This is a genomic window from Cellulomonas endophytica (assembly GCF_004123805.1).
Lineage (GTDB): Bacteria > Actinomycetota > Actinomycetes > Actinomycetales > Cellulomonadaceae > Cellulomonas > Cellulomonas endophytica.
The window spans coordinates 15,090-31,020 of the sequence record NZ_RWJX01000030.1 but is presented as its reverse complement, the minus strand read 5'-3'; the positions used below and the strand labels follow the sequence as shown (position 1 = coordinate 31,020).

14 protein-coding genes are annotated in these 15,931 nt (G+C 77.9%); 8 read left to right on the top strand and 6 right to left on the bottom strand.

Annotated features, from left to right (window positions below):
* The first annotated feature begins 229 nt into the window (after window positions 1–229).
* The 6 genes from EJA20_RS10560 to efeB all read left to right on the top strand — a co-directional run bounded on the left by EJA20_RS10560 (window position 230) and on the right by efeB (window position 7,243).
* The gene (locus tag EJA20_RS10560) at window positions 230–982 is read left to right on the top strand and encodes a Maf family protein (RefSeq protein WP_129338117.1); all 753 of its coding nucleotides are present in this window, start codon (window positions 230–232) and stop codon (window positions 980–982) included.
* Window positions 983–1,127: 145 nt separating this feature from the next.
* Window positions 1,128–2,927: an acetyl/propionyl/methylcrotonyl-CoA carboxylase subunit alpha gene (locus EJA20_RS10555; protein WP_205687451.1), complete on the top strand. Its 1,800-nt coding sequence runs from the start codon at window positions 1,128–1,130 to the stop codon at window positions 2,925–2,927.
* Complete coding sequence (locus EJA20_RS10550; protein ID WP_129338116.1) at window positions 2,924–3,445, top strand: NUDIX domain-containing protein; 522 nt, start codon at window positions 2,924–2,926, stop codon at window positions 3,443–3,445. The genes EJA20_RS10555 and EJA20_RS10550 overlap by 4 nt, the downstream gene beginning before the upstream one ends.
* Before the next feature lie 123 nt (window positions 3,446–3,568).
* A complete protein-coding gene (efeU, locus tag EJA20_RS10545; RefSeq protein ID WP_129338115.1) occupies window positions 3,569–4,429 on the top strand; it encodes an iron uptake transporter permease EfeU in 861 nt (286 codons plus the stop codon).
* Window positions 4,430–4,554: 125 nt separating this feature from the next.
* A complete protein-coding gene (gene efeO / locus EJA20_RS10540; RefSeq protein ID WP_129338114.1) occupies window positions 4,555–5,766 on the top strand; it encodes an iron uptake system protein EfeO in 1,212 nt (403 codons plus the stop codon).
* Between the two features lie 79 nt (window positions 5,767–5,845).
* A complete protein-coding gene (gene efeB, locus EJA20_RS10535) occupies window positions 5,846–7,243 on the top strand; it encodes an iron uptake transporter deferrochelatase/peroxidase subunit (RefSeq protein ID WP_129338113.1) in 1,398 nt (465 codons plus the stop codon).
* A 24-nt stretch (window positions 7,244–7,267) separates the two neighbouring features.
* Here the strand turns inward: efeB and EJA20_RS10530 are convergent, their stop codons facing one another.
* Entirely contained in the window at window positions 7,268–8,722 is a 1,455-nt protein-coding gene (locus EJA20_RS10530; protein ID WP_420836425.1) for an NAD(P)H-quinone dehydrogenase, read from the bottom strand.
* Window positions 8,723–8,854: 132 nt separating this feature from the next.
* Between EJA20_RS10530 and EJA20_RS10525 the strand changes: the two genes are divergently transcribed.
* Window positions 8,855–9,703 (top strand): purine-nucleoside phosphorylase, encoded by an 849-nt coding sequence (locus EJA20_RS10525; RefSeq protein ID WP_129338111.1) that lies wholly within the window; start codon window positions 8,855–8,857, stop codon window positions 9,701–9,703.
* 135 nt (window positions 9,704–9,838) lie between these two features.
* Entirely contained in the window at window positions 9,839–11,824 is a 1,986-nt protein-coding gene (locus EJA20_RS10520; RefSeq protein WP_129338110.1) for a phospho-sugar mutase, read from the top strand.
* Window positions 11,825–11,889: 65 nt separating this feature from the next.
* Here the strand turns inward: EJA20_RS10520 and deoC are convergent, their stop codons facing one another.
* The 5 genes from deoC to EJA20_RS10495 form a co-directional block, all read right to left on the bottom strand.
* On the bottom strand, window positions 11,890–12,618 hold the full coding sequence (gene deoC / locus EJA20_RS10515) for a deoxyribose-phosphate aldolase (protein ID WP_129338109.1): 729 nt from the start codon (window positions 12,616–12,618) through the stop codon (window positions 11,890–11,892).
* Window positions 12,605–13,690, bottom strand: coding sequence for an adenosine deaminase (locus tag EJA20_RS10510; protein ID WP_129338108.1), 1,086 nt, complete (start codon window positions 13,688–13,690; stop codon window positions 12,605–12,607). The genes deoC and EJA20_RS10510 overlap by 14 nt, the downstream gene beginning before the upstream one ends.
* Before the next feature lie 78 nt (window positions 13,691–13,768).
* On the bottom strand, window positions 13,769–14,011 hold the full coding sequence (locus EJA20_RS10505) for a hypothetical protein (RefSeq protein WP_129338107.1): 243 nt from the start codon (window positions 14,009–14,011) through the stop codon (window positions 13,769–13,771).
* A gap of 197 nt (window positions 14,012–14,208) precedes the next feature.
* Window positions 14,209–15,537, bottom strand: coding sequence for a thymidine phosphorylase (locus EJA20_RS10500; protein WP_129338106.1), 1,329 nt, complete (start codon window positions 15,535–15,537; stop codon window positions 14,209–14,211).
* Complete coding sequence (locus EJA20_RS10495) at window positions 15,534–15,884, bottom strand: cytidine deaminase (protein ID WP_129338131.1); 351 nt, start codon at window positions 15,882–15,884, stop codon at window positions 15,534–15,536. Before EJA20_RS10495 ends, EJA20_RS10500 begins: the two co-directional genes overlap by 4 nt.
* Window positions 15,885–15,931 lie beyond the last annotated feature (47 nt).

Sequence of the window (15,931 nt, the reverse complement as noted above, 5' to 3'; positions counted from 1 at the left end):
GCGAGGACCGAGGTCCCGGGGGCCCGACCGGCGTCCGGGCGGCGTCCGGGCGGCGTCCGCGGCGTCCATGATGCCCCCGCGGGCCTGGGAGGTCCCTGGGTCCTCCGACCCGGGTGCCGCCCGGGTGCCGCCCGGGTGCCGACCCGGGTGCCGACCCGGGTGCCGGCCCGGGTGCCGGCCGGGAGGCCGCCCGGTGCCGGCCGTCGTCCCGGTCGTTACGCTCGCCGCCGTGACCCGCCTGCTCCTCGCCTCCGCCTCCCCCGCGCGCCGCAGCACCCTCGCGGCCGCGGGCATCGACCCCCTCGTCGTCGTGTCCGCCGTCGACGAGGACGCCGCGCTCCGGGCCGGCCGCGAGCGCTACGGGGACCTCGGGCCCGCGGACGCCGTGCTGCTCCTGGCCCAGGCGAAGGCGGAGGCGGTCGCCGCCCGCGTCGCCGCCGGCGAGGTCGACCCGTTCGCCGCCGAGGCGGCTGCCGCCGGGCCGGACGCGGGCGACGAGACCGGCGCCACCGCGCCCGCCGGCGCCGACGAGGACCTGCTCGTGCTCGGCTGCGACTCCATGCTCGAGCTCGACGGCAGGATCTGGGGCAAGCCGACGGACGCCGCGGACGCCCGGGAGCGCTGGCGCGCGATGCGCGGCCGGACGGGCACGCTGCACACGGGGCACTGGCTCGTCGACGCCCGGCCCGCCCCCGTCGACGGCGGGTCCGGCACGGGCTCCTCCGTGGGCGCGACCGCCTCGACCGTCGTGCACTTCGCGGACCTGTCCGACGAGGAGGTCGAGGCGTACGTCGCCACGCAGGAGCCGCTCGCCGTCGCGGGCGCCTTCACGGTCGACGGGCTGGGCGGGCCGTTCGTCACGGGCGTGGAGGGGGACTTCCACGCCGTCGTCGGGGTGGGCCTGCCGCTGCTGCGCGAGCTGCTCGCCGAGGTCGGCGTCCCGCTCGTCGCGTTGTGGCGTCCCGGCACCGTGCGGGCCTGATCCGGCCCCGGGGACGGCCGCGGGGACGGTGTCCTCGTCGGGATCCCACAAACGGGGGTCGGCCCGGCTGCGGCGGGCGCACAGTGTTCCGGACGACGGCGGCGGCGTCCCGGGACCGAGGTCCCGCGCGCGTTACGGTCGGCGGGTGATCACCAGCGTCCTCGTCGCCAACCGCGGGGAGATCGCGGTCCGCATCGTCCGCGCGTGCCGGGACGCGGGGCTGCAGTCCGTCGCCGTCTACGCCGACCAGGACCGCGAGGCCCCCCACGTCCGCCTCGCCGACGCCGCCTTCGCCCTCGGGGGCTCCCGCGCCGCGGAGACCTACCTCGACATCGGCAAGCTGCTCGACGTGGCCCGCCGGGCCGGCGCCGACGCCGTGCACCCCGGCTACGGCTTCCTCGCCGAGAACGCGCAGTTCGCGCAGGCGGTCCTCGACGCCGGGCTCGTCTGGATCGGCCCGCCGCCCTCGGCCATCGACGCGCTCGGCGACAAGGTCAGCGCCCGCCACATCGCGCAGCGCGCAGGCGCGCCCCTCGTCGCCGGGACCCCCGACCCCGTGACGTCCGTCGACGAGATCCACGACTTCGTCGCCGAGCACGGGCTGCCCGTGGCCATCAAGGCCGCCTTCGGCGGCGGCGGGCGCGGGCTCAAGGTCGTCCGCGCGGCCGACGAGGTCGCCGAGCTGTACGACTCCGCGGTGCGCGAGGCGGTCGCCGCCTTCGGGCGCGGCGAGTGCTTCGTCGAGAAGTACCTCGACCGCCCCCGGCACGTGGAGACCCAGTGCCTGGCCGACGCGCACGGCACCGTCGTCGTCGTCTCGACGCGCGACTGCTCCCTGCAGCGCCGCCACCAGAAGCTCGTCGAGGAGGCGCCCGCGCCCTTCCTCACGGCCGAGCAGGAGCGCCTGCTCGTCGACTCCTCCGTCGCGATCCTGCGCGAGGCGGGCTACGTCGGCGCGGGCACCTGCGAGTTCCTCGTCGGCGCCGACGGCACCGTCTCCTTCCTCGAGGTCAACACGCGCCTGCAGGTGGAGCACCCCGTGACGGAGGAGGTCAGCGGCATCGACCTCGTGCGCGAGCAGCTGCGCATCGCCGACGGCGAGCCCCTGGGCTACGACCACGTGGAGACGCGCGGCCACTCCTTCGAGTTCCGCATCAACGGCGAGGACCCCGCCGCCGGCTTCCTGCCCGCGCCCGGCCGCGTGAGCACCCTGCGCCTGCCCTCCGGCCCCGGCGTGCGCTGCGACTTCGGGGTCGTCGAGGGCGACTCCGTCTCCGGGGCGTTCGACTCCATGATCGGCAAGCTCGTCGTCACCGGCGCGACGCGCACGCAGGCCGCCCAGCGCGCCCGCCGCGCCCTCGCCGAGCTCGAGGTCGGCGGGATCCCGACCGTGGTGCCCTTCCACGTCGCCGTCCTCGACGAGCCCGACTTCGTCCCCGAGGACCCCGCGCAGCCGTTCGCCGTGCACACCCGCTGGATCGAGACCGAGATGGCGGGCCGGCTGGCGGCGCTCGGGTCCCGGGGGTCCGCGCCGGCTCCCGCGCCCTCCCCGGAGGACGAGGACGAGCCGGCCTTCGAGCGCGTCGTCGTCGAGGTCGGGGGCAAGCGTCTCGAGGTCGTGCTGCCCGCGGCGCTCGCCCTCGGCGCCGCGGGGGGCGGGCGCCGTCCCGGGCCCGCCCGCCGCCCCGCCCGGCGTGCCGCCCCCACGCGGGCCGCGGCCGGCGGCGGCACCGTCCTGGCCTCACCCATGCAGGGCACGATCGTCAAGGTCGCGGTCGCGGAGGGCGCGACGGTGGCCGAGGGCGACCTCGTGGTGGTGCTCGAGGCCATGAAGATGGAGCAGCCGCTGCTGGCGCACCGCGCCGGCACCGTCAGCGCCCTGACCGCGACCGTCGGCAGCACCGTGGCGGCCGGCACCGCGCTCTGCGAGATCGTCGACCGATGACGGACCGTCCGCCGCCGCGGCCCCGGCGGCCCGGCGACGGGTGGGTGGAGTGCCGCTGCGGGCGCCGGCACTGGGGCCTGGCCGGCGCGGCCGGGCTGCTGCTCGCGCGGCGGCCGGCACCCGGCGCGCCCGTCAGCCACGTCGTGCTCCAGCACCGCGTCGGGTGGAGCGACCAGGGCGGCACGTGGGGCATCCCCGGCGGCGCGCGGGAGCCCGACGAGACGCCCGTGGCGGCGGCCCTGCGGGAGGCGCGGGAGGAGGCCGGCCTCGACCCGGCCGGCGTGCGGGTGCTCGGCACCCACCTCCTCGACCACGGGGACTGGTCCTACACGACCGTGCTCGCCGAGGAGGCGCGGACCCTGGAGCCGGCCGTCACCGACCCGGAGTCCCTCGCCATGGCGTGGGTGGCGGTCGAGGACGTCGCGGCGCGTCCGCTGCTCGTCGCGTTCGGCGAGGCGTGGCCGGGGCTGCGGGCGCGCCTGGACGCCGGCCCCGGCGGGACGGCAGACGGGGCCTGACGCGGCACCCGAGAGGGGCCCCCATGACCTGAGAGGGGCGACGGACGGGTCCTCGTCGCCCCCGCGGCGCTCGTGTACTGTCCCCGGCTGAGGTAAGGCTCACCTTCGTCGCAGGGACACCCCATGGTCGTGAACTACCTGCTCGGGCTCCGCGAGGGGCTCGAGGCGGCCCTCGTCGTCGGCATCCTCGTCGCGTACCTCGTGCGGGCGGGGCACCGCGCCCTGCTGCCCGCGCTCTGGGCGGGCGTCGGCATGGCCGTCGCCGTCTCGCTGGCCTTCGGGGCGCTGCTCACGTACGGCCCCTCGGGGCTGACGTTCGAGGCGCAGGAGGCCATCGGGGGCGGGCTGTCGATCGTGGCCGTGGGCCTGCTCACCTGGATGATCTTCTGGATGGCGCGGACGGCGCGGCACCTGCGCGCGCACCTGCACGGCCGGCTGGACGACGCGGTCGCCGCCGGCCGGCGTGCGGTGGCCGTCATGGCGCTGCTCGCCGTCGGCCGCGAGGGCCTGGAGACCGCCCTGTTCCTCTGGGCGGGGGCGCAGGCCGCCGGCCGGACGGCCGCCCCCCTCGTCGGGGCGCTGCTCGGGATCGCCACGGCCGTCGTCCTCGGCGTGCTGCTGTACCGGGGCGCGCTCCGCCTCGACCTGCGGCGCTTCTTCGCCTGGACCGGGGTGTTCCTCGTGCTCGTCGCGGGCGGCGTCCTGTCCTACGGCGTCCACGACCTCCAGGAGGCCGGGATCCTCCCCGGGCTCCACGCCCTCGCGTTCGACGTCTCGGCCGCCGTCCCGCCGACGAGCTGGTACGGCACCCTCCTCAAGGGCGTCCTCAACTTCTCCCCCGCGACGACCTGGCTCGAGGCCGCGGCCTGGGTCGCCTACGTCGTCCCCACGATGACGGTCTTCGTCCGGGGGGCCTGGGGCCGCCCGCCCGCGCGGCCCGTGGCGCCGGACGCCGGCCTGCGCACCCCGGCCGCGGCCGCCTGAGGCCCCACCACCGCACCCGGGCGACCCGGCGTCGCTCGCGCCACCCGACCCACGGGCCCACCCGGCCCGCAGCCCGGCCCGCTCCCCGCACCGCGCGTGCGCGCCCACCCCTTCCGAGGAGAGACATGTCCCGCCGCCTCGCCACCGCCGCCGGCCTCGTCGCGCTGGCCCTGCCGCTGACCGCCTGCGTGCCGAACGACCCGCCCGCCGCGGCGGCCGGCACGGGCGGCGCCGCCGCCGCCGCCGGGCCGCTCACGGTGAGCTCCACCGCGGACGCCTGCACCCTGTCGGCCGACACCGCCCCCTCGGGCACCCTGCGCTTCTCCGTGACGAACGACGGCACGGACGTCACCGAGTTCTACCTGCTGGCCGAGGACGGCCTGCGGATCGTCTCCGAGGTCGAGAACATCGGGCCGGGGCTGACGCGGGACCTCGTCGTGCAGGCCGAGCCCGGCTCCTACTGGACCGCGTGCAAGCCGGGGATGGTCGGCGACGGCCTGCGGTCCCCCTTCACCGTCACCGACTCGGGCACGCCCGTCGGGCCCACCGGCGACACCGCCGAGCTGCTCGCCGCCGCCGAGGCGTCCTACCTCGCCTACGTGAAGGACCAGGCCGGCGCGCTCATCGCCGCCACCCAGGCCTTCGCGGGTGCCTACGCCTCCGGTGACGACGCCGCCGCGCGGGCGCAGTACGCGCCGGCCCGCGTGCACTGGGAGCGCATCGAGCCCGTCGCGGAGTCCTTCGGGGACCTGGACCCGCTCCTCGACCTGCGCGAGGCGGACCTGGAGGAGGGCGCCGTCTGGAGCGGCTGGCACCTCGTGGAGAAGGACCTGTGGCAGCCCGCCCTCGAGGCGAACGGCGGCGTCGCGTACGTGCCCCTGACCCCCGAGCAGCGCGCCACGGCCGCCGCCGACCTGGTGACGTACACCCAGCGCCTCGTCGACCAGGTGAACGCCCCGGGGTTCGAGGTCGAGGCGTTCCAGATCGGCAACGGCGCGAAGGAGCTCCTCGACGAGGTCGCCACCGGCAAGGTGACGGGCGAGGAGGAGATCTGGTCGCACACGGACCTGTGGGACTTCGCCGCGAACGTCGACGGCGCCCACGTGGCGTACGAGGTCCTCGCCGAGGTCGTCGAGGGCGAGGACGCCGACCTCGCGGCGCAGCTGGAGGAGCGCTTCACCGAGCTCGAGGGGCTGCTGGCCCGGCACGGCTCCTACGCGGCGGGCTTCGCCGGCTACGACACGCTGACGCCCGACGAGGTCAGGGCGCTCGCGGCGGCCGTGGACGCGCTGTCCGAGCCCCTGTCGCAGCTCACCGCGACGGTGACGAGCGCGTAGGCACGGCAGGCACGGCAGGCACGGCAGGCACGGCACCGCACGGCACGGCACGGCCAGGACGAGGCGGGGAGGGGACGGCATGGGCGAGGGACGCGGGCTCTCCCGCCGGGCGCTGCTCGGCTGGGGCGGCGGCGTGGCGGCGGGCGTCGCCGTGGGCGCGGCCGGCGGGCTGGGCCTGGCCGAGGTGCGCACCCCCGCGGGGCCGACGGCCGGGTCGACGACCGGGGCGACGACCGGCCCCGGCGGCCGCACCGCCGCGGGCGCCCACGCCTTCACCGGGGCGCGGCAGGCCGGCATCGTCACGCCCGCCCAGGACCGCCTCTACCTGGCGGCGTTCGACGTGACGACGTCCGACCGCGGCGCGCTCGTCGACCTGCTGCGGACCTGGACGGTCATGGCCGCGCGGATGACGCAGGGCCTGCCCGCCGGCCCGGGCGGCCCCACCGGGGGCGCCTACGACGCCCCGCCGGACGACACCGGCGAGGCCGCCGACCTCCCGCCGGCCGGCCTGACGGTGACGTTCGGGTTCGGGCGCTCGCTGTTCGTGGGCCGGCCCGGGCCCGACCCGGCGGCCGGCGTCGACCGCTTCGGCCTGGCGGGCCGGCTGCCCGGCGGCCTCGTCGAGCTGCCGCACTTCGCCGGCGACGCCCTCGACCCCGCCCGCAGCGACGGCGACCTCGTGGTGCAGGCCTGCGCCGACGACCCGCAGGTCGCCGTCCACGCCGTCCGCAACCTCGCGCGGGCGGCCTTCGGCACCGCGACCCTGCGGTGGGCGCAGCTCGGCTACGGGCGGACCTCGTCGACGTCGACGCAGCAGGCCACGCCCCGCAACCTCTTCGGCTTCAAGGACGGCACCGCCGCCGTCAAGGCCGAGGAGGCCGAGGCGCTCGAGCAGCACGTCTGGGTGCCCGCCTCCGCCGCGGCGGCCGACGCCCCCGCCGTCGACTCGGGCTGGCTGACGGGGGGCTCGTACCTCGTCGCCCGCCGCATCCGCATGACCATCGAGACCTGGGACCGGGCCTCCCTGCGCGAGCAGGAGGCCGTGGTCGGGCGGACGAAGGGCGCCGGCGCGCCGCTGTCCGGCGGCGAGGAGTTCACCGAGCCGGACTTCGCGGCCTCGGGCCGGGGCGGGGCTCCCCTCATCGCGGCCGACAGCCACGTGCGCCTCGCGCACCCGTCGTCGAACGGCGGCGTGCGGATGCTCCGGCGGGGCTACACCTTCACGGACGGCAACGACCGCCTGGGCCGGCTCGACGCGGGTCTGGTCTTCCTGGCGTTCGTCACGGACCCCCGCACGCACTACGTCCCCATGCAGACGGCGCTGGCGTCGCAGGACGCGCTGTCGGAGTACCTCCAGCACACCGGGTCGGGGCTGTTCGCCGTGCCACCGGGGGTCACGGAGGTGCCGACCGGGCCCGACGGCACGCCGGTGCTCGTCGCCGACGGCCCCTTCGTCGGCGAGGCGCTGTTCCGCTGACGCCCTCGCCGCCGACGGGTGGCGTCAGTCCGAGATGCCGTGCCACAGGAGGCGGGCGACCTCCGCGGCGGTGCCGGACATCGACGGGTAGACCGTCGAGGCGTCCGCGAGCTGCTCGACCTGGAGCCGGTGCGTCACCGCCAGCGTGAGCGGGTAGACCGCCTCGGACGCGCGCGGGCCGACGACGACCGCCCCCAGCACCGTGCCCGAGCCCTCGCGGGCGTAGATCTTGAAGAAGCCGTCGCGGACGCCGAGCATCTTCGCGCGCGGGTTCCGCGCCAGGGGCAGCATCTGCACCTCGTAGCGGATGCCGAGCTCCTTCAGCCGGCTCTCGCTGCGGCCGACGGTCGCGATCTCGGGGTTCGTGAAGACGTTGGCCGCGACCGCGCGCAGGGACAGGGGCTGGACCGCGTCGCCGAGCGCGTGCGACATGGCCACGCGGCCCTGCGTCGCCGCGACGGAGGCCAGCGGGTAGATGCCCGTGCAGTCGCCGGCCGCGTAGACGCCCTTGGCGGTGGTGCGCGAGACGCGGTCGACCTCGATGTGGCCCGAAGGCGTCGTCGCGACGCCGGCGGTCTCGAGCCCGAGGCCCTCCGTGCGCGGCACCGCGCCGACGGCCATGAGGACGTGCGACCCGTCGACGGTCCGGCCGTCCTCGAGCGTGACGCGCACCCCGTCGGCGGTGCGGACGGCGCCCGTGGCGCGGGAGCGGCTCATGACCGTCATGCCGCGCTGGAGGAAGACGCGCTCGAGCAGCTCGGCGGCGTCGGCGTCCTCGCCGGGCAGCACCCGGTCGCGGGAGGAGACGAGCACGACGTCGGCCCCGAGCGCCGAGAAGGCGCCCGCGAACTCGGCCCCCGTCACGCCCGACCCGACGACGACCAGGCGCTCGGGCAGGCGGTCCAGGTCGTACAGCTGGGTCCAGGTGAGGATGCGCTCGCCGTCGGGCTCCGCCTCGGGCAGCGTCCGCGGCCGGGCGCCGGTCGCGAGGAGGACGGCGTCCGCCTCGAGGACGGTCTCCTCGCCCGGCCTCCCGTCCTCGCCGGCCGCCGTCACGACGACGCGGTCGGGGCCGTCGAGGCGCCCGTGCCCGGCGACGACGCGCACGCCGTCCGTCTCGAGGCGGGTGCGGATGTCCGCCGACTGCGCGGCCGCGAGCGCCTTGACGCGTCGGTTGACGGCGGCGAGGTCGATGACGTGCCGCGCGTCCTGGCCGGAGCCCGGCAGGCCCGCGACGCGGATGCCGAGCTCGGGGGCGCGGTCGGAGATCGTCAGCCACTCGGCGGTGGCGATGAGGGTCTTGGAGGGCATGACGTCCGTGAGGACGGCGGAGCCGCCGACCCCCTGCGCCTCGACGACGGTGACGTCCGCCCCGCGGCGCCGGGCGACGAGGGCGGCCTCGTAGCCGCCGGGACCGCCGCCGACGACGACGACGCGGGTGGCGGGGCGCGGGGCGGTGGTGGGGGTCACGGCGACCATCATGCCGTGCGGTCCCGCGCCCCACGCGTCGCGGGCGGGCGCGGTGCCAGGTCACGCCGCCGCGCCGACCCGGCGCCGACCCGGCGCCCACCCGGCGCCCACCCGGCGCCGCGGTCGCTAGCCTCGGTGCCCATGACGACGCCCCCCATCCCCTCGCTCGACGACCCCGCCACCGACCCCCTCGACGTCGCCCGCGCGGCCGCGGAGGCCCTCGCCGCCGCGACGGGGGTGGAGCGCCACGACGTCGCCCTCGTGCTCGGCTCGGGCTGGGGCGGCGCGGCCGACCTCCTCGGCGAGACGGTCGCCGAGGTGCCGAGCACGGACCTGCCGGGGTTCACGGCGGCGGCGGTCGTGGGCCACGCGGGGACGCTGCGCTCCGTCCGCATCGCCGGGACGGACGGCGCCCCGGACCGCCACGCGCTCGTCCTCGGGTCGCGCACCCACCTCTACGAGGGCCGCGGCGTCCGCCGGGTCGCGCACGGCGTCCGCACCGCCGCCGCCGCCGGCTGCCGCACGGTCGTGCTGACGAACGGCTGCGGCGGCCTCGACCCGTCGTGGGGCCCCGGCACGCCGGTCCTCGTCAGCGACCACATCAACCTCACCGCCACGTCCCCGCTCGAGGGCGCGACCTTCGTCGACCTCACGGACCTGTACTCCTCGCGGCTGCGCGCGGTGGCGCGGGAGATCGACCCGGGGCTGCCCGAGGGCGTCTACGTCCAGTTCCCCGGGCCGCACTACGAGACGCCGGCGGAGGTGGCGATGGCGGGGCGGCTCGGCGGCCACCTCGTCGGGATGTCGACGACGCTCGAGGCCATCGCCGCGCGGCACGTGGGGCTCGAGGTGCTCGGCATCTCCCTCGTCACGAACCTCGCGGCGGGGATCGGCGACGAGCCGCTCTCGCACGCGGAGGTCCTCGAGGCCGGCAGGGCCGCCGGGCCGCGGATCAGCGACCTGCTCGCGCAGATCGTCCGCCGCCTCTGACGGGGGCCGTCGGCCACGAGGACGGGCCGGCCGGGCGCGCGTCCCGCTGCGGGGGGCCGTGCGGGGCCGCCGGTCGCGGGGCGGCGCGCGGGTCCGGGCGGCGGGTCCCCTGACCAGGGCGCTAGCGTGGGGCGCATGGCGGACGGCGGGGACTGGGAGTCGGTGCAGGAGAGGGTCCGGGGCTGGATCGAGGACGATCCGGACGCCCGCACCGCGCAGGAGCTGCGCGACCTGCTCGCCGCCGCCCGGGACCTGCCCGCGGGGTGGACCCCCGGGCAGCCGCCGGCGGACCCGACGCAGCACGCGGTGCTCACCGCGGCGGGCCAGGCGCGGGCCGAGCTCGAGGACCGGTTCTCCGGCCCCCTGCAGTTCGGCACGGCGGGCCTGCGCGGCCGGATCGGTGGCGGCCCGCACCGGATGAACCGTGCCGTCGTCATCCGGGCCGCGGCGGGGCTCGCCGACTTCCTGCTGGGCGAGCTCGAGGGCGTCGACCCGGCGCCGCGCGTCGTCGTCGGGTACGACGCACGCCACCGCTCGGTGGACTTCGCGCACGACACGGCGGCGGTCCTCACCGCGGTGGGCGTCGAGGTCCACCTCCTCCCCCGCCCCCTGCCGACGCCGGTGCTCGCGTTCGCGGTCCGCCACCTCGACGCCGACGCGGGCGTCATGGTGACGGCCTCGCACAACCCGCCGCAGGACAACGGGTACAAGGTCTACCTCGGCGGCCGGGTCGTCACCGACGCGGGCCAGGGCGCGCAGATCGTCCCGCCGTACGACGGCGGCATCGCCGCGGAGATCGCCCGGGTGACGTCCGTGGCCTCGGTCCCGCGCGCGGGGACCGGCTGGCGCGTGCTCGACGAGTCCGTCGTCGACGCCTACGTCGAGGCGGTCCTCGCCGGGCCCGCGGGCGGCGGTCGGCCGGCGGTCCCGGCGGGCGGGCGGGGCGACGAGGGGCGGGAGGCCGGCGGGGTGCGGGCCGACGGCCGCGACCTGCGCATCGTGCTCACCCCGCTGCACGGCGTCGGCGGGGACCTGGCCGTGCGCGTGCTGCGCGAGGCGGGCTTCACGGACGTCACCGTCGTGCCCGAGCAGGCCCTGCCGGACCCGGACTTCCCCACCGTGGACTTCCCCAACCCCGAGGAGCCCGGCGCCATCGACCTGGCGCTCACCCTCGCCGACGTCACGGGCGCCGACCTCGTGCTCGCGCTCGACCCCGACGCCGACCGCTGCGCCGTCGCGGTCGACGACGCCCGCACCCGGGCCGCCGGCGGGCCCCTCACCGCCGCGGCGAGCGGCTGGCGCATGCTCCACGGCGACGAGACCGGCGCCCTCCTCGGCGCGGCCGCCGTCGCCGACGTCACCGCCGACGTCACCGCCGACGTCACCGCCGGCGTCAGCCCCGGCGTCAGCCCCGGGGCCGGGACCGCCGGGACCGGGGGGCCGGGCGCCGTCCCCGCGCCGCCCGCGCTGGCGAGCTCCATCGTGTCCTCGCGGCTGCTGGGCCGCATCGCCGCGGCCGCGGGCCTGCGGCACGAGCAGACGCTCACGGGCTTCAAGTGGATCGCCCGCGTGCCGGGGCTGGTCTTCGGCTACGAGGAGGCCCTCGGCTACTGCGTCGACCCCGCGCGCGTGCGCGACAAGGACGGCATCTCCGCGGCGCTGCGCGTCGCGCGGCTGGCGGCGGACCTGCGGGTGCAGGGCCGCTCGATCCCGGACGCGCTCGACGACCTCGCCCGCGCCCACGGCCTGCACGTCTCCGGGCAGGTGTCCGCCCGCTTCACCGACCTGTCGCAGATCCCGGCGACGATGGAGCGGCTGCGGGCGGAGCCCCCGGCCTCGCTCGGCGGGTCCCGCGTCGTCGATTCCGTCGACCTCGCGGCCGGCACGGACGACGACCGCGGCGGGCTCCCGCCGACGGAGGGCCTGCGCCTCGTCGCCGAGGACGGCACGCGCGTGGTCGTGCGGCCGAGCGGCACGGAGCCGAAGGTGAAGTGCTACCTCGAGGTCGTCCTGCCGCTGGCCCCCGACGCCCCGGACGACGTGGTCGCCCGGGCGCGCACGAGCGCCCGGGACCGCCTCGACGCCCTGGCCGACGAGGTCCGCACCGCGCTCGGACTGTAGCCACCGCCGGCCGCGATGCACCGGCCGGGCCGGCCGCCCCCGTACCGGGGCGGCCGGGCGGACGGCTAGTACCCGGCCGCGCTCTCCAGCCCGGCCAGGACGGCCGCCGTGCCGGAGAGCCCCAACCGGGTCGCGCCGGCCTCGACCATCGCGAGCGCGTCCTGCGCGGTGCGGACGCCGCCCGAGGCCTTCACGCCGAGCGCCGGGCCCACGGTCCGCGCCATGAGCGCCACCGCGTGCACGCTCGCACCGCCCGCCGGGTGGAAGCCCGTGGAGGTCTTGACGAAGTCGGCCCCGGCGTCCCGCGCGGCCTCGCACGCCCCGACGATCGCCGCGTCGTCGAGGGCGGCCGACTCGATGATGACCTTGAGCAGGGCGGGCGCCGGCACCGCGGCCCGCACGGCGGCGATGTCGGCGCGCACGGCGTCGAAGCGCCCCTCGCGGGCCGCACCGACGTCGATGACCATGTCGACCTCGTCCGCGCCGTCGGCCACCGCGCGCGCGGCCTCGGCCGCCTTGACGTCGCTGTGGTGCTTGCCCGAGGGGAACCCGCAGACGGTGGCCACCTTCAGCCCCGGCGCGGCCGACAGGTCGAGGGGAAGGAACGACGGCGAGACGCAGACGGAGAACACGCCGAGCCGGTGGCCCTCCGCGACGAGCGCGTCGACGTCCGCCCGGGTCGCCTCCGGCTTGAGGAGGGTGTGGTCGACGAGGCCGGCGAGGGCCGCCGCGTCGGGGACCGCACCGGTGGTGCCCCCCGCGGGGGCGGCGGGGGTGGCGTCAGGCGTGCTCATGGGTGCTCCTGTCGAGCTCGGCCGTCCAGGCGGGACGGAGGACGTCCTCGACGAGGCGGGTCCGCCCGTCGAGGGGGAGGAAGGCGGCGTCCGCCGCCCGCAGGGTCGCGGCCCACAGGTCCGCGAGGGTCCAGCCCGCCTCGTCGACGAGCAGCGCCATCTCCCGGCTGAGGCTCGTGCGCGACTGGAGGCGGTTGTCGGTGCCGACGGTGACCGCGAAGCCGAGGTCGCGGAGCCGGGTGACGGGATGCTCGGCGACGCTGCCCGCGATCCCCGTCTGGAGGTTCGACGAGGGGCACACCTCGAGCGGCACCCGGCGGTCGCGGACCCACGCGGCGACGCGCCCGGCCGTGCCGTCGGGCGCCACGTCCTCGACGACGCGCACCCCGTGCCCCAGGCGCAGGGCGCCCACGGACAGGGCGCCGCGCACGGAGGCGGGCCCGTCGCCCTCGCCCGCGTGCACGGTGACGGGGACGAGGGCGTCCCGGAGCAGGTCGAACGCCTCCCGGTGGTCCGTGGCGGGGAAGCCGGCCTCGGGCCCGGCGATGTCGAACCCGACGACGCCGGCGTCGCGGTGCGCCACCGCGAGCGCAGCGACCTCGCGGCTGCGGCCCCCCTGCCGCATCGCGGACAGCAGCGTGCCGACGCGGATGCGGTGCCCCTGCGCGCCGGCCGCGGCGACGCCGCTCGCGAAGCCCTCCTGCACGGCCTCGACGACGGCGGTCAGCGACAGGCCGGCCCGCTGGTGCTGCTCGGGTGCGTAGCGGAGCTCGGCCAGCACCACGCCGTCGGCCGCGAGGTCGAGGACGGCCTCGTGCGCGACGCGCCGCAGGCCCTCGACGGTCTGCATCGCGGCCACCGTGTGCTCGAACGTCTCGAGGTACCGCTCCAGCGACCCCGACGAGGCGGCGTCGTGGAACCAGGCGCCGAGCTCGGCGGGGTCCCGCGTCGGCAGCGCGTGCCCGGCCCCGGCGCACAGCTCGACGACCGTCTCCGGACGCAGGCCGCCGTCGAGGTGGTCGTGCAGCAGCACCGTCGGCAGGGCGCGCAGGGTCGACGCGAGGTCGGTCATGCCCCCACCGTATCGACCGCCGGGACGTGCCCCGGACGCGAACCGGACGCGACCCGGCACGGCTCCTGATCGGCGCCGTCAGGGCTCGACGGGGGCGTCCTCGCCGCCGAAGGGCGCGTCGTCGACGCCCGACCCGCCGTCCCCCTTCGTGCCCGCGCCCGCCGGCTGGTCCGTGGGCACGGCCTCGTCGAACGAGGGCGAGTCGTCGTCCGAGGGGCGCGGCCTCGAGTCGTGGTCGGGCTCGAAGGGCCCGTTCCCGCCGGGGCTCGCGGCGACGAGGCCGGCGTCCCTGAACGCGTCGTCACCCGGGACGGTGCTCATGCCGACCTCCGCTGCCGTGCGCGGCGGGACCGGTCGGCCCCGCCCGTCGCGGCCATCGTGGACCGCCGGGCCCCCGGCCGCACCCCCGGGGACGCCGGGACGGGGCGCCGACCGTCCCCGAGGGGCGCCGCCGCCCCGCGGTCGCCCCGGGCGGGTCGCCCCGGGCGGGCGCCCCGGCCGGGCGGCCCGCCGCGCCGTCAGGGCGCGGCGACCCGGTCGAGCAGCAGGGGCGTGAGCGCGACGGGCGTGCCCGCGGGGACGACCTCGACCGCGCCCTCGAGGGCCTCCTGCGCCCGGCCGAACCGCTCGGGCGTGTCCGTGTGGAGCGTGAGCAGCGGCTGCCCGGCCCGCACGGCGTCCCCGGGGCGGGCGTGCCACTCCACGCCGGCGCCCGCCTGCACGGGGTCCTCCTTGCGGGCGCGGCCCGCGCCGAGGCGCCAGGCCGCGAGGCCGACGGCGTAGGCGTCGAGGCGGGCGAGCACCCCGTCGGCCTCGGCGACGACCGTCTGCGTCTCGCGCGCGACCGGCAGCGGCGCGTCCACGTCCCCGCCCTGCGCACCGATCATGGCCCGCCACGCGTCCATGGCCCGGCCGTCGGCGAGCGCGGCCGCGGGGTCCTCGTCGGGACGGCCGGCCGCGGCGAGCATCTCCCGCGCCAGGGCCACGGTGAGCTCCACGACGTCGGCGGGGCCGCCGCCGGCGAGCACCTCGAGCGACTCGCGCACCTCGAGGGCGTTGCCCGCCGTGAGGCCCAGCGGCGTCGACATGTCCGTCAGCAGCGCGACCGTCCGCACGCCGGCGTCCGTGCCCAGGTCGACCATGGCCCGCGCGAGCTCGCGCGCCTGCTCGAGGCTCTTCATGAACGCGCCCGTGCCGACCTTCACGTCGAGGACGAGCGCGCCGGTGCCCTCGGCGATCTTCTTGCTCATGATGGAGCTGGCGATGAGGGGGATCGCCTCGACGGTGCCGGTGACGTCGCGCAGCGCGTAGAGCTTGCGGTCCGCCGGTGCGAGGCCGGAGCCCGCCTGGCAGATGACGGCGCCGACGCCCTCGAGCTGCGCCGTCATCTCCTCGTTCGACAGCGCCGCGCGCCAGCCGGGGATGGACTCGAGCTTGTCCAGCGTGCCGCCCGTGTGGCCCAGGCCCCGCCCGGACAGCTGCGGCACCGCCACGCCGCAGGCGGCGACCAGCGGCGCGAGCGGCAGGGTGATCTTGTCCCCCACGCCGCCGGTGGAGTGCTTGTCGGCCGTGGGCCGCGAGAGGCCGGAGAAGTCGAGGCGCTCCCCCGTCGCGATCATGGCCGCCGTCCAGCGGGCGACCTCGTCGCGCCCCATGCCGTTGAGCAGGATCGCCATGGCCAGCGCCGACATCTGCTCGTCGGCGACCACGCCGCGCGTGTAGGCGTCGACGACCCAGTCCACCTGCGCGTCCGAGAGGCGGTGCCCGTCGCGCTTGGCGACGATCACGTCGACGGCGTCGAACGGCTCCGTCGTCCCGGTCGTGCCGGTCGTGCCCGGCGCGCTCATGCCCGCGCCGTCAGGTCGTCGGGGCCGAAGGCGTCGGGGAGCACCTCGGTCATGGGACGGATGCCGGAGACGGTGTCGACGAGCAGCCGCGCACCGCCCGCCTCCCACAGCAGCTGCCGGCAGCGGCCGCAGGGCATGAGCGCCGCGCCGTGCCGGTCCACGCACGCGAACGCGACGAGGCGCCCGCCGCCGGAGCCGTGCAGGGCGCCGACGAGCGCGCACTCGGCGCAGAGCCCCACGCCGTAGGAGGCGTTCTCGACGTTGCACCCGGTGACGACCCGGCCGTCGTCGACGAGCGCCGCGCACCCGACCGGGAAGCCGGAGTAGGGCGCGTACGCGTGGGTCATGGCCGCGCGGGCCGCGGCACGCAGGGCGTCCCAGTCCACCTCCGGCG

Coding starts and splice junctions, on each gene's coding strand:
- EJA20_RS10550 (WP_129338116.1), top strand. CDS start 2,924: ATGACGGACCGTCCGCCGCCGCGGCCCCGGCGGCCCGGCGACGGGTGG.
- efeU (WP_129338115.1), top strand. CDS start 3,569: ATGGTCGTGAACTACCTGCTCGGGCTCCGCGAGGGGCTCGAGGCGGCC.
- efeO (WP_129338114.1), top strand. CDS start 4,555: ATGTCCCGCCGCCTCGCCACCGCCGCCGGCCTCGTCGCGCTGGCCCTG.
- efeB (WP_129338113.1), top strand. CDS start 5,846: ATGGGCGAGGGACGCGGGCTCTCCCGCCGGGCGCTGCTCGGCTGGGGC.
- EJA20_RS10530 (WP_420836425.1), bottom strand. CDS start 8,722: ATGGTCGCCGTGACCCCCACCACCGCCCCGCGCCCCGCCACCCGCGTC.
- EJA20_RS10525 (WP_129338111.1), top strand. CDS start 8,855: ATGACGACGCCCCCCATCCCCTCGCTCGACGACCCCGCCACCGACCCC.
- EJA20_RS10520 (WP_129338110.1), top strand. CDS start 9,839: ATGGCGGACGGCGGGGACTGGGAGTCGGTGCAGGAGAGGGTCCGGGGC.
- deoC (WP_129338109.1), bottom strand. CDS start 12,618: ATGAGCACGCCTGACGCCACCCCCGCCGCCCCCGCGGGGGGCACCACC.
- EJA20_RS10510 (WP_129338108.1), bottom strand. CDS start 13,690: ATGACCGACCTCGCGTCGACCCTGCGCGCCCTGCCGACGGTGCTGCTG.
- EJA20_RS10505 (WP_129338107.1), bottom strand. CDS start 14,011: ATGAGCACCGTCCCGGGTGACGACGCGTTCAGGGACGCCGGCCTCGTC.
- EJA20_RS10500 (WP_129338106.1), bottom strand. CDS start 15,537: ATGAGCGCGCCGGGCACGACCGGCACGACCGGGACGACGGAGCCGTTC.
- EJA20_RS10495 (WP_129338131.1), bottom strand. CDS start 15,884: ATGACCCACGCGTACGCGCCCTACTCCGGCTTCCCGGTCGGGTGCGCG.